Annotated in this window: 12 protein-coding genes and 1 pseudogene; 6 read left to right on the top strand and 7 right to left on the bottom strand. The window is 71.8% G+C overall.

Features of this window, described 5'->3' with window-relative positions; all coding sequences use genetic code 11:
• Nucleotides 1-593: 593 nt before the first annotated feature.
• Nucleotides 594-1,076 carry a hypothetical protein gene (locus tag OKJ99_RS42670; protein ID WP_326024059.1) on the top strand — a complete coding sequence of 161 codons (483 nt, stop codon included), beginning with the start codon at nucleotides 594-596 and terminating at the stop codon, nucleotides 1,074-1,076.
• A gap of 12 nt (nucleotides 1,077-1,088) precedes the next feature.
• On the opposite strand, the gene OKJ99_RS42665 is transcribed toward OKJ99_RS42670, so the two are convergent.
• Both OKJ99_RS42665 and OKJ99_RS42660 read right to left on the bottom strand, forming a co-directional pair.
• Nucleotides 1,089-1,916 carry an endo alpha-1,4 polygalactosaminidase gene (locus OKJ99_RS42665; protein ID WP_326024058.1) on the bottom strand — a complete coding sequence of 276 codons (828 nt, stop codon included), beginning with the start codon at nucleotides 1,914-1,916 and terminating at the stop codon, nucleotides 1,089-1,091.
• Between the two features lie 34 nt (nucleotides 1,917-1,950).
• Nucleotides 1,951-2,445: a GNAT family N-acetyltransferase gene (locus OKJ99_RS42660; protein WP_326024057.1), complete on the bottom strand. Its 495-nt coding sequence runs from the start codon at nucleotides 2,443-2,445 to the stop codon at nucleotides 1,951-1,953.
• Between the two features lie 326 nt (nucleotides 2,446-2,771).
• On the opposite strand from OKJ99_RS42660, the gene OKJ99_RS42655 reads away from it, so the two are divergent.
• Nucleotides 2,772-3,167: a nitroreductase/quinone reductase family protein gene (locus tag OKJ99_RS42655; protein ID WP_326024056.1), complete on the top strand. Its 396-nt coding sequence runs from the start codon at nucleotides 2,772-2,774 to the stop codon at nucleotides 3,165-3,167.
• A 6-nt stretch (nucleotides 3,168-3,173) separates the two neighbouring features.
• A complete protein-coding gene (locus OKJ99_RS42650) occupies nucleotides 3,174-3,866 on the top strand; it encodes a ribonuclease H family protein (RefSeq protein ID WP_326024055.1) in 693 nt (230 codons plus the stop codon).
• A gap of 124 nt (nucleotides 3,867-3,990) precedes the next feature.
• Here the strand turns inward: OKJ99_RS42650 and OKJ99_RS42645 are convergent, their stop codons facing one another.
• Entirely contained in the window at nucleotides 3,991-4,860 is an 870-nt protein-coding gene (locus OKJ99_RS42645; RefSeq protein ID WP_326024054.1) for a glycoside hydrolase family 16 protein, read from the bottom strand.
• A gap of 241 nt (nucleotides 4,861-5,101) precedes the next feature.
• Between OKJ99_RS42645 and OKJ99_RS42640 the strand changes: the two genes are divergently transcribed.
• Entirely contained in the window at nucleotides 5,102-6,058 is a 957-nt protein-coding gene (locus OKJ99_RS42640) for a D-2-hydroxyacid dehydrogenase family protein (protein WP_326024060.1), read from the top strand.
• Nucleotides 6,059-6,065: 7 nt separating this feature from the next.
• On the opposite strand, the gene OKJ99_RS42635 is transcribed toward OKJ99_RS42640, so the two are convergent.
• Nucleotides 6,066-6,530, bottom strand: coding sequence for a cupin domain-containing protein (locus OKJ99_RS42635; RefSeq protein ID WP_326024053.1), 465 nt, complete (start codon nucleotides 6,528-6,530; stop codon nucleotides 6,066-6,068).
• 213 nt (nucleotides 6,531-6,743) lie between these two features.
• Here OKJ99_RS42635 and OKJ99_RS42630 point away from each other — a divergent pair, with 213 nt between their 5' ends.
• On the top strand, nucleotides 6,744-7,529 hold the full coding sequence (locus tag OKJ99_RS42630; RefSeq protein ID WP_326024052.1) for an SAM-dependent methyltransferase: 786 nt from the start codon (nucleotides 6,744-6,746) through the stop codon (nucleotides 7,527-7,529).
• Between the two features lie 13 nt (nucleotides 7,530-7,542).
• On the opposite strand, the pseudogene OKJ99_RS42625 reads toward OKJ99_RS42630, so the two are convergent.
• The 3 genes and pseudogenes from OKJ99_RS42625 to OKJ99_RS42615 form a co-directional block, all read right to left on the bottom strand.
• Nucleotides 7,543-8,904, bottom strand: a pseudogene (locus OKJ99_RS42625) (transposase).
• A gap of 112 nt (nucleotides 8,905-9,016) precedes the next feature.
• Nucleotides 9,017-9,742 carry a hypothetical protein gene (locus OKJ99_RS42620; RefSeq protein WP_326024051.1) on the bottom strand — a complete coding sequence of 242 codons (726 nt, stop codon included), beginning with the start codon at nucleotides 9,740-9,742 and terminating at the stop codon, nucleotides 9,017-9,019.
• 29 nt (nucleotides 9,743-9,771) lie between these two features.
• On the bottom strand, nucleotides 9,772-10,542 hold the full coding sequence (locus OKJ99_RS42615; protein WP_326024050.1) for an IclR family transcriptional regulator: 771 nt from the start codon (nucleotides 10,540-10,542) through the stop codon (nucleotides 9,772-9,774).
• Between the two features lie 81 nt (nucleotides 10,543-10,623).
• Here OKJ99_RS42615 and asnB point away from each other — a divergent pair, with 81 nt between their 5' ends.
• Complete coding sequence (gene asnB, locus OKJ99_RS42610; RefSeq protein ID WP_326024049.1) at nucleotides 10,624-12,174, top strand: asparagine synthase (glutamine-hydrolyzing); 1,551 nt, start codon at nucleotides 10,624-10,626, stop codon at nucleotides 12,172-12,174.

Below are 12,174 nucleotides of genomic sequence, written 5' to 3'. Positions count from 1 at the left end.
CGGTGCCCGCTCCGGTTCCGGCCTCGGCCGCCGACGTGGCGGCGAGCCCGGGGCCCGCTCCCGTCCCGGCCTCGGCTCCGATATCGGCGGCGGGCCCGGGGTCCGCTCCGGTTCCGGCCTCGGTCGTCGGCGTGGCGGTGGGCCCGGTGCCCGCTCCGGTTCCGGCTTCGGATTCCGGTTCGGCCCCTGCCGTGGTTGCGGCGCCTGCACCTGCCCCGGACCGGGCATCGACTTCAGGCCCGGGCCCGACCTCGGCCCCTGCTCAGACTTCGCCTCCTGCCCCCACCGGACCTGCCGTGCAGCTCGCCAAGGCTCCGGCCCCGAGCCCGGTCACCCCGCCCCCGGTGGCCGCTCCCGCCAGCCCGCAGCCCGCCCCGACATCCGTCACAGCAGCCCCCGTACCCGCAGCGCCCACGCCGATCCGGCCCGCCCCGGCGGCCGTGCCGGCCCCTGCGTCCGCAGCGCCCACGTCCGTCTCACCCGGCCCTGCGGCCCTGTCGGCTCCTGCACCGGCAGCATCCACGCCCGTCTCACCCGTCCCGGCCCCCGTACCCGCAGCGCCCACGCCCGCCCCGGCCCCCGCCGCCCCGCCGATGCCCGCCGTTGCGCCCGCAGCGACCGCCCAGCCCACCCAGCCCGCCGAACCCGATCCGCACGCGTTGCTGCTCGCTGCCGTGCAGGCGGGGCGGCACGGGGAGGCCGCGTCGATTGCTGCTGCGTGGGAGGGGGAGGCGTTGCGGGTGTATGGGATGCGGTCCTCGCAGGTCGTGCACTGGATGGAGGTGCGCGCCGACCTCGCGCGGCTGGCCGATGAGCCGGGACGCAGTTGCGAGTTGTGGATCGCCGTGGCGCACGCTCGGATCGCGCGTGGCGAGGCGCCCTCCGACGAGGACGTGGAGGCGGCCGTCGACCGCGCCCATCACCAGTTCGAGCAGGTCCGCGACCCGGACCGGGCCCGGGGGCATGCCGCCGGACTGACCGCCCTGCGGGAACAGGTGCCGGGCCGGCGCCCCGGTGCCCTCGACGCGATCAAGCGCCGCCTCGACACGCTGAGCGACCCGGCCCGGAAGGCCTGACCCCGCCGCCGCTCAACAGGCCCGCCGCACATACCCCTTCGTGCCCGCAGGCCGCACGTCCATGTCGCGCAGCACGATCGAGAGCCGGTCGCCCCACGCGCGGCACGCCCGCTCGAAGTCGGCCTCGCGGTACTCCACGGCGAAGACCCGGTCGTCGTACGCCGACGCGTACCCCCGGCACTCGTCGTGGGTCTGGCACTCCTCCGTCACCGCGAAGTCGAACCCGATGTCGCGGCGCTCCGGCAGGAGTTCCGCGGCGTTCTTCTGCCCGACCGCGAGCCCGGCCCCGTGCGACCGGTCCGAGATGAGCCGCGCGAACGCGACCGCGTCGGCGGAGTCCAGCAGCCCGTCGGAACGCTCGTAGGAGTCGAGGTTGTCCGGCTCGACGGCCTGGTAGCCGTCGTCGGCGCAGCCCCGGATCCAGCCGCCCACGATGTTCGCGAGACGCGCGCGCTTCGTATTCGTGGAGATGTCGAACAGCGGCTCGTGCCAGTCCGCGTCGACCACCAACTTCCCCTCGCCGTCCCGCAGCAGCAGGTCGTCGTGGTGGGCCCGCCACCACTTCACCGCGCCGGGCTGGGCCTGGAAGGCATTCACGTAGCAGACGTTGTAGAGCCCGCGCGCGGGCGCGTCCCCGCGGTCCCGCGAGACGGCCCGCACCCCGGCGGGCGGCTTGTACGCGCCGCCGATCTGGTAGTCGAACTGCGCGTCCGGCCTCGGCCGTTCGACGCGCGGGGAGCTGCCCCCGGAGCCCGGTGACGAGCAGGCGGACAGCGCGAACGAAACGGTCAGGGCGAGGCACAAAGCCGACAGACGTCGGGAAGCCGGGCGGAAGATCATCGTCGCAGCCTAGAACGCGAGCCCCGGCCGTCCCTCACAACGGTCGCCGGAAACACACCCGATGCTGCCCCGGACCGTCGTAGTCCGCGCGCACCGCGACCCCGCCCACCTCCCGGTCACCCGGCTCCACCACGAACCCCAGCGCCCGGTGGAATGCGATCGACCCGGTGTTCCCCGGCGAGGTGACCGCCCGCACGTCCTTGCGCCCGGCCCGCTCCGCCCGCCGGAAGAACTCCTCGTACAGCGCCCGCCCGACACCCGAGCCGCGCAGCGCCGGATCGACGCCCACGAAGTGGATGTACGCGGAGGTGTCGTCATCGGCGGCGTACAGGCCCACCAGGAACGCCCGCAGACCCGTGGCGTCCTGCGCCACCAGGCTGGTGCCCGCGAAGAACTGGAGGAACAGGCGGGGGAGCAGCAGCGACAACTCGCGGGCCTCCTGCGGCGTGCGCGAGTCGCCCCACCACTCCTGGACGCGCCGTACGAGCGCGGGATGGTCGTCCTCGCGGGCCGCGCGCAGCTCGGGCATCAACGTTCCTTTCGTCGGGGTTCGCCGTGGGCGGGCCGAACCGTCACCGAGCGGCAGCGGTCGTGACGCGCCTCACGCCTCGTCCCGGCGCCGCCGGGAACAACCCTGCCACCCGGTCCGTTGACTCAGATGTGGACACGGATGGAACAGTGTCCCCGGGCCCTACCTATCGCCTGCAGGGAAGATCGTTCGGCTGAAGCCCTGTGGAGCCCCCCGCCGAGAGGCGACCGCCATCCGTGTCCCACTTCAAGCCGCCCCGGCCGTGGTCCCCCGTCGCGGCCGGGGCTTCCTCTTTCCGTCGCGCGCTCCCGGTCTAGAGTGCGCCCATGACGCGCTTCCACGAGACCAAGCACCGGCTCGTCACCACCTTCCAGCGCCATGTCGCCAACCCCGTGACCCGGCGGCTGCCGACCCAGGTCCTCCTGGAGACGACCGGGCGCACGTCGGGGCTCGCGCGCCGCACCCCGGTCGGCGGGCGGCGCGTCGGCGGGGCCTTCTGGCTGGTCTCGGAGTTCGGGTTCAAGTCCCAGTACGTGCGCAACATCCAGGCCGATCCCAGCGTCCGCGTCCGCCTGCGCGGCCAGTGGCACAGCGGCACTGCGCACCTGCTGCCCGAGGACGACGCCCGCGCCCGCCTCAGGTCCCTGCCGCGCCTCAACAGCGCCGCCGTCCGCGGCCTCGGGGTCGATCTGCTGACCGTCCGCGTCGACCTCGACCACTGACCTGGCATGATCGGGGGCATGGCAGAACGTGTGATCGCCGCGTGTGACGGCGCGTCCAAAGGAAACCCCGGACCTGCGGCTTGGGCCTGGGTCGTCGCCGACGGTGACGAGAAGCCCGTGCAGTGGGAGGCCGGCGCGCTCGGCACCGCGACGAACAACGTCGCCGAACTCACCGCCCTGGAACGGCTGTTGAGCACAGTGGCCGCGGACGTACCGCTCGAGGTGCGGATGGACTCGCAGTACGCGATGAAGGCGGTCACCACGTGGCTGCCCGGCTGGAAGCGCAAGGGCTGGAAGACGTCCGCGGGCAAGCCCGTCGCCAACCAGGAGCTGGTGCAGCGGATCGACGCGCTGCTCGAAGGTCGCGCGGTCGAGTTCAAGTACGTGCCAGCGCACCAGGTCGACGGCGACCCGCTGAACGACTTCGCGGACCGCGCCGCCAGCCAGGCCGCCATCGCCCAGCAGGACGCGGGCAGCGCGCTCGGCTCCCCCGAGCCGCCGCCGTCCAGCCCGTCCTCCGCCAAGCCACCGCGGGCGAAGTCGGCGCCCGCCAAGCGGGCCTCCTCCGGCTCCTCCTCGCGCACCCTCAAGGCGAAGTTCCCCGGCCGCTGCCGCTGCGGCCGCTCGTACGCCGCCGGGGAGGACATCGCCAAGAACCCCGACGGCTGGGGCCACCCGGAGTGCCGCACGTCGGCCTGACCGAAACCGACGACGAGGGGCCCGGCGCACACCATGGCGCCGGGCCCCTCGTCGCACCCTTACGTTCTCGGGTGCACGGTGCTCACCTGCACGTACTCACGTGCGCGTCTTCACATGCACGTACTCACGTGCTCACCCGCACGTAATCCACCACCAGCTGCTGCGGGAACTGCGTCCCGGCGTCCGGGTCGCCCGGCCAGTCCCCGCCCACGGCGAGGTTCAGGATCAAGAAGAACGGCTTCTCGAAGACCCACTGGTTGCCGCCGACGTCGGCGGGCGTCCGGGTCTGGTACACCGTTCCGTCCACCGACCAGGTGATCTTGTTGGGTGTCCAGTCCACCGCGAACGTGTGGAAGGCGTCCGCGAAGGCCTGGCCGCCGGGCAGCGAGTGGCCCGCGCCGATCCCGCCGGCACCGGAGTAGCCGGGGCCGTGGATGGTGCCGTGGACTGTCGACGGTTCGGAGCCCACGTTCTCCATGACGTCGATCTCGCCGCAGTTGGGCCAGCCGGCCGAGCCGATGTCACTGCCCAGCATCCAGAACGCGGGCCACATGCCCTGCCCGCGCGGGATCTTCATCCGGGCCTCGACGTGGCCGTGGGTCGTCTGGAACTTCCCCGACGTGTTGAGGCGCGCCGAGGTGTACTGGCACGACCCGTACCAGCACTGGTAGTTGGCGGGGTTCTCCTTGCGGGCGGTGATGACCAGGTTGCCCTGGCCGTCGAGCGCGGCGTTGTTGTTGCCCGCCGTGTAGTACTGCCGCTCGTGGTTGTTGACGTTGTCTCCGGTCTCGGTCTGCCACTTCGCACCGTCGACCGCCGAGCCCGCGGGCCCGTCGAAGTCGTCGGAGAAGGTGACCGCCGCGGTGCGCGCGCCGCCGTCGGCATCGTCGGCGTCCGCGGCGTTCGCCGTGGGCACGAACGCCGCGGCGACACACAGCAGGGCCGCGGCGCCCAGCGGGAGTCTGCGGCTCAGAGGGCGCAGTGAACTGCGCATGGGGCATCACATCACTTCGGGTAGGGGGTCGTGCCGTCCCGCGGCACGCCAGAAAGTGAAGGCAAGAAAGCTGCGCTTGATGTGCTCTGTTCAAGGGTTGATTTAAGGGGTGAGGCCAAGGGGCGTCAAGGGAGTACGCAAAAGTCCGTACCAGGGCTGCCGGTTAAGGTTTCTGGACGATCTTCGAGCCAGCCTTCGAGCCGACCTTCGAGCCGACCTTCGAACCAGGAGTGATGTGAGCATGCTGCGGTGCGCCGTACTCGACGACTACCAGGGTGTCGCCCGTGAACTGGCCGACTGGGACCGCCTGTCGGACCGTGCCGACGTCACGTACCTGAATCGGTATGTCGACACACACGACGAACTCGTCGCGCTGCTCGGCGACTGCGAGATCGTCGTCGTGATGCGCGAACGCACCCCGTTTCCCGCCGAGTTGATCGCACGCCTGCCGAAGCTGCGGCTCCTCGTCACGTCGGGCATGCGCAACGCGTCCATCGACCTCGACGCCGCCGCCGCGCACGGCGTCACGGTCTGCGGCACCGCGAGCAACCCCGAACCGCCCGTCGAGCTCACCTGGGCCCTGATCCTGGGTCTCGCCCGCGGCGTCCTCACCGAGGGCGGCAATCTGCGCGACGGCGGCCCCTGGCAGTCCACCCTCGGCGCCGACCTGCACGGCCGCCGGCTCGGCCTGCTCGGACTCGGCAAGATCGGCGCACGGGTCGCACGCGTCGGCGCCGCCTTCGGCATGGACGTCACGGCGTGGAGCCGGCACCTCACCGCCGAGCGGGCCGCCGAAGCCGGTGCCACCCTCGCCGCCTCGAAGGAAGAACTCCTCGACACCAGCGACTTCGTCTCCGTCCACCTCGTCCTGGGCGAGCGCACCCGCGGCCTGCTCGGCGCCGACGAGCTGCGCCGCATGCGCCGCACCGCCTACCTGGTCAACACCTCACGCGCCGCGATCGTCGACCAGGAGGCGCTGGTGCGGGCGCTGCGCGAGGGCTGGATCGCCGGCGCGGGCAGCGACGTCTTCGACACCGAACCCCTCCCGGCCGACCACCCCCTGCGCACCGCCCCGAACTTCCTCGGCCTGCCGCACCTCGGCTACGTCACGCGCCGCAACTACGAGGGGTTCTTCCAGGGCGCCGTCGAGGACATCGAGGCGTACCTGGCGGGGAGCCCTGTGCGCACGCTCGGCTGACCTCGGCTCATCCGCGTACGAACTCCCGCAGCTCCTCCGTGAGATGCGGATACTCGTCCAGTACGGCGCGCGTCGCGAACTCGTGGTCCGTGTAGTCGAAGCCCGGGGTGACGACCTCCGCCACCAGCCCGTGGCGGGCGCCGTCGAGCAGGTGGGAGGCCTTCCAGTCGCCGCCCGGCACCAGCAGGAAGCGCTCGTCGTCCGGGCCGAGGGTGGTGCGGTGGAGGGTGCCGTCGGGGGTGACGGTCACGTACTCCAGGGGGCCGCCGTCGATCAGGAAGTGCAGGATGTCGCTGCGGTTGCGGTGCAGCAGGCCGCTGGGCTGCCGCTCGTCGAGCAGGTAGTAGATCGATGACGCCGAGGGGCGGGGCCCGTGCGGCGTCGACAGGTCGTGCGGGCTCGTGTAGACGCGGCGGAAGTAGCCGCCCTCGCCGTGCGGCTCCAGGTCCAGCTCGCGCTGCCAGTCGCGCACGGTGGCTCCTCAGGGTGGAACATGGGTGGGTGATCAAGGATAGAGGGCGCGGGGCAGGGATGCGGGAGGCTCGCGAGTACCGTGCGCTGTCGCCCGCGCACCCGCCGTGACCTGCAACTCCGTGGTGAATGCCGGGAGTTGGCATGACAGACTGCGGGCAGGTCAACACGTATCGCCCCGCCCCGCACCGCACAGCGACGTTGGAGAGTCCTCATGACGGCACCTGCTCCCCGGCCCCGTATCGACACCAGTCAGGCGCACCCCGCGCGGGTCTACGACTGGCTGCTCGGCGGCAAGGACAACTACCCCGTCGACGAGGCCGTCGGCGAGCAGCTGCCGCCCGAGGCGCGGGACGCGGCGCGACAGAACCGGGAGTTCATGCACCGGGCCGCCGCCTGGCTCGCCGGGCAGGGCGTCGACCAGTACCTGGACATCGGCACCGGCATCCCGACCGCGCCGAACCTGCACCAGATCGTGCAGCGGGTCGTCCCGACGGCCAAGGTCGTCTACACCGACAACGACCCCATCGTGCTGCGGCACGCGCAGGCGCTGCTCGTCAGCAGCTCCGAGGGTGCCACCGACTACATCGAGGGCGACGTCCGCGAGCCGGGCGCCATCCTCGAACACGCCCGCACCGTCCTCGACTTCAGCCGGCCCGTCGGTCTGTCGCTCATCGCGCTCATGCACTTCATCGCCGACGACGACGAGGCGTACGGCATCGTGTCCTCGCTGATCTCCGAGCTGCCGTCCGGCAGCTACCTCACCCTGTCGAACGCGGCGTCCGACCTGTTCGTCGAGCAGGGCGCGCTGGTGCGTGAGCAGTACGCCAAGGCGGGCATGAAGCTCGGCTTCCGCACCCGTGAGGGCGTGGGCCGCTTCTTCGATGGCCTCGACCTCGTGGCACCGGGCCTCGTGACCGCCACCGAATGGTTCCGCGACGAGGCCGCGCCCGCGGCCGAGGAGAGCGGCATCTACGTGGGCGTGGCCCGCATTCCCTGAGTGAGCTTGTGATTTATCCGGTGCGGCGTGGTTTGGTGCCGACCTTGTGGTGAGCCGGTCGGCGGTGGGGCTCGCCGGTGGCCGGGAGCAGGCCCACGTCGTAGCGGTTCGCGGGGCGGCGGTTCTTGGAGCCGGGCGGGCGGCCAGAGCCGGGGCGGGTGGGTTTCGACACTGCGGCTGGTGTTGAGGTTCTGGCGTGCAGGTGTCGGAACCCGCGTCGGACTCGGGCTGGGGTGAGTTTGTTCGGTTCGGCCGGCTTCTCCCACGGCCGTCGCCGGTCGGTGGCCAAGGGGCGGGCGAGGCGGAGCTGGGTGTGGGCGGTGACGATCAGCCAGGTCCAGCGATCCGCCGCTTCGGCTTCCCGCAGGCCGTGACCACCACAGCCACAGGGGCTTGGGGTCGCCGCCGCTGGGCAGGTGGCCGACCTGGAGTCGGATGACGGTGCCCTCGATAACCGGGAGCTGGCCGGGGTGATCCCGCCAGGCGGCGCGCCCTTGCAACTCGGGGCGGAGCCGGTCCCAGCTCTGGGCGTGAGCGGTGCCGTAGCGGGTGGTCTCAGACTTCGTCTCCACGTCCGGGGCGCCCCAGGTCCTGGTGTCCTTGAAGATGAACTCGCCGCCGTGCTTGGGCGGGCGCCCGCCGGCCGGGTTGGCCAGGGCGAACTCCGCACGGGTCGGCGCCGGACGGCGCATCACCCGGTCCGAGCGCAGACGTCCCAGGATCTCCACGGGCAGGTCACGCAGCAGGTAGGCCAGCCGCATAACGTCGTAACCGGCGTCGGCCACGATCCACACCGACGGGTCGCCCGGGCTCCACTGACCTGCGGCGACCAGGCGCTCGACGAGGTCCCGCAGCTGTGCAGCGGTGACGGCGGCCAGGTCGCCACCGGGCCGCAGCCGCACCGCGTCCAGCGGGGCGATCCACGAGGTCCGGCCCGCTTCCAGGGCCACGACCCACGAGTACGGCCAGCCCGGGATCATCTGGTGCCTGGCGTCGCCCCGGCCGTAGGTGTGGCAGAGCGAGCGGGCGTCGCTCGTGTCGGCATCGGGCCGAAGCCACGGCGAGACGTCCACCGCCAGCACCGGGTGGCCGTCAGCGGCACGGGGCAGTGGCAGGCCCACCAGCTCGACCCGCAGCCGCTCGACGTCCAGGCGGCCCCGGTTCAGCGCGCCGTACAGGGCCCCGTGCCCGCGCCGGTGCTCGGGAGCCAGCGCCAGGCCGACCAGGGTCTTCACCGGACCGTCGGCGCACAGCACCACGTCGGTGAGCTCGAACAGCGCGTCACGCCGAGCGGTCAGGCAGTCGTAGAAGGCCCCCGGAGGCGTGACAGTTCCGCCAGCGGATCGCCCAGCACGCCCTGTTCCACCACGCTCACCGGCACGTCCTTCACGTCGATTCCGTAACTCTTGGAGATCCAGAATCATGCGGGGGCGGGGCCGCTGTCCTGGAAATCCCCATGTGGGTGACCTGCGCCCACAGTCGGACCGCTACTGCGGCAGGCAGGGATCCCCGACCCTCGGCTTTCTCCGCTCGCCCTCGGGGGTGAAGGTCAATGATCCGCGGAACGAGCCACCGCCGAAACGCACTGCGAGGAGCAACGGTTGCACATGCCCGGGCGGCCTCGGTTCGGCCCCCGGTTCGCTGCCGTTCCACAGGTGGAAGACCACCGCCGACTGCTGCGGATCCTCCGAGAGGTAGCCGAGCGTCTTCCCGTACAGGGGATTGTTCCCTCCGAACAGCACAGAGGGAGGACCGAACTCCGCCGTCACGTCAGCCCAGGTGCGGTCAGCTGCGGCCCACCTCCGGACTCGGCCTGTGAGGGACTCGTACTCCTCAGCCGTGAGTACGCGATCGGGCTTGAGCCATCCGCGTCGCCGCGCGAACTCCGCGTATACCGAGGCGACTTCGTAGCAGCCACCCTGCGCGGGGAAGACATCCTGGAAGGCTCCGCCGGGGCCGATGGGGGTCCAGAGCCCCTGCTCTTCCCAACTCTGCTTCAGCTGATCCCACGCCTCGGGCTGGCGCTCGACGAACAGCAGGTGGTCAATCAGGATCCGGAAAGCCACCTCGCCCCCGTACATCCCGGGCCGGCGCAGGGCGAGGTTGAGCTGATCGATGAGGTGATCGTGAATCTCTTCAGCAGCGGCAAGCGGAGCAGGAAGCGTCACGCACTCAGTCTTCCGCATGATGATCAACACGATCACCTGTTCCACCGACTAAGACGAGTGGATAAATCACAAGCTCACCCGCGCGGCGGCGCCCCGTTGAGCCGGGCCGACAGCTGGTGCGCCGCCGCGACCACCGCCTCCGCCACCTGCGGCAGCGCCTCCGGAGGCAGCCGGAACACGGGCGCCGACACATTGACGGCCGCCACCACATCGCCCCGGTGGTCGTGCACCGGGACGGCGACCGCGATCAGGCCCGGCTCCATCTCCTCCGCGGCCACCGCGAAGCCGCGCGCCCGCTCAGCCCGCAGCCGCTCCAGCACGGCCGATGCGTCGCGGGGTGCCGCGTCCGTGCCGGGCAGCGGCGCCCCGTTCTCGGTCGTCAGGAGCGCCGCCACCTGGTCGTCGGGCAGCCCGAACAGCAGGGCGCGGCCCGCGGACGTGCAGTTCAGGGGCGAGGTACGGCCGATCCACTCGTGCGCCTGAAGGCCACGCGAGGTGCGCTCGGTGAGCACGGTCACCACACCGTGCCCGGACAGCACCGTCAGATATGCCGGTTCCCCGACGCGGTGCACCAGATCCCGCAGCACCGGCGGCGCCTCCCCGTAAAGCCGCTCCTCGCCCGCCGACGAGGCCAGCGCGAGCAGCTGCCAGCCGACGCGATAGCGCAGCGTGCGCGGATCCCGCTCCAGGAACCCCTCCTGTGCCAGGACCTTCAGGGTCCGTGACACCTGCGTCTTCTCCCGGCCCACCGCCTGGGCCACTTCCTGCACGCCCATCGGGCCCTGCGCGAGAGCGCGCAGCACGTCCAGCGCGCGGTGCACGCTGCTCAGGTTCTCCGCTGCCATGCCGCAACCCTGCCACAGCGCCGTGCGTATAGAGCAACTCGCATTGTTCCATTCGCACGCACCGCCCTATGGTCGATCCACATGTGCGGAATCGCAGCCATACACAGCCATCACGGAAGTCTCGACACCGAGTGCGCCGACGCGGCGGCACAGGGAATGCTCGACCGGCTCGCCCACCGCGGACCCGACGACAGCGGGACCCGAACGGTCGGCGGCCACACCTGGCTCGGCCACCGCCGCCTCTCCATCGTCGACCTCGACGGCGGGCACCAGCCCCTCGGCGGCATCCACGGCGACGACGACTGGTCGCTCGTGTGCAACGGCGAGATCTACAACCACAAGGCACTGCGCGAGGAGCTGCCCACCGAGGCCTTCGGCTCCTCCTCCGACTCGGCGGCGGCGCTCGCCGTGCTGCGCACGGAAGGGCCCGCGGGCCTGCTCCGGCTCCGCGGCATGTGGGCGCTGTGCGCGGCCACGCCGGGCGGCCGGTTCGTCGCCGCCCGCGACGCCATCGGCGTCAAGCCGCTGTACTGGGCGCGCACGGACACCGCCGTGCACTTCGCCTCCGAACTGCGCGCGTTCCACCCCGATGTACAGCCCGACGCCGAGATCTTCCCGCCCGGACACTGGTGGACGCCAGAGGATGGCCTGCGCCGCTTCGCGGAGCCGGTTCCCGAAGTGACAGGCGCCTGGGGCGGGGTGGCCGAGCAGGTCGTCGAAAAGGCCACCTTCGAGGCCGTCTCCGACTCCGTCCGCCGGCATCTGATGGCGGACGTCGAGGTCGGTGTGTTCCTGTCCGGCGGGCTCGACTCCAGCCTCGTCGCCGCGGTCGCCGCCGACGAGTACGCCCGCCAGGGCCGCCGCCTCAAGACCTTCGCCGTCGGCACGGAGGACTCCCCGGACCTGCTCGCCGCGCGGGACGCCGCCGCGTTCCTGGGCACGGAGCACCACGAGGCGGTGCTCGACGCCGAGGCCGCCGCCCGGGTGCTCGACGAGGTGGTCGGGTGCGTGGAGTCCTTCGACGCCAGCCTCATCCGCAGCGCGGTACCCAACTGGTTCCTGTCCGAACTCGCTTCCCGGCACGTCAAGGCGGTCCTCACCGGCGAGGGCGCCGATGAACTCTTCGCCGGATACGGCTACTACCACGAGCGGCACGCCGCCCCCGACGAGCTGGACGCCGAACTGCGCCGCACCATAGGCGCGTTGCACGGCCTCAACCTCCAGCGCTGCGACCGCGTCACCATGGCCCACGGCCTGGAGGCACGCGTCCCGTTCCTCGACCGGGACGTCATCGCGCACGCCATGTCACTTCCCGCGCAGGTCAAGGGGCTTGACAACGACACAGCCGACGGCATGGAGAAGGGGCACCTGCGCCGCGCCTTCGCGGGCTGGCTCCCCGAGCACCTGCTGTGGCGGCGCAAGGAGCAGTTCGGCACGGGCAGTGGCGCGGAGAGCGTCCTGAGCCCGCTGTGGGACAGCCGCATCACGGACGAGGAGTTCGCGACGGCGGCCGCCGAGGACGGCGCGCCCGAACTGCGCAGCAAGGAGGAGCTCGGCTACTACCGGACGTTCCGGGCCGCGCTGCCCGGCGTACGCCCGGAGGCGGTGCTCACGCGGTTCGCGACCGCGTAG

Origin of the sequence: Streptomyces endophyticus (assembly GCF_035798155.1) — a bacterium.
GTDB lineage: Bacteria > Actinomycetota > Actinomycetes > Streptomycetales > Streptomycetaceae > Streptomyces > Streptomyces endophyticus.
Note: the sequence above shows the minus strand (reverse complement) of the source record. Positions and strands in the feature narration are given on the sequence as shown.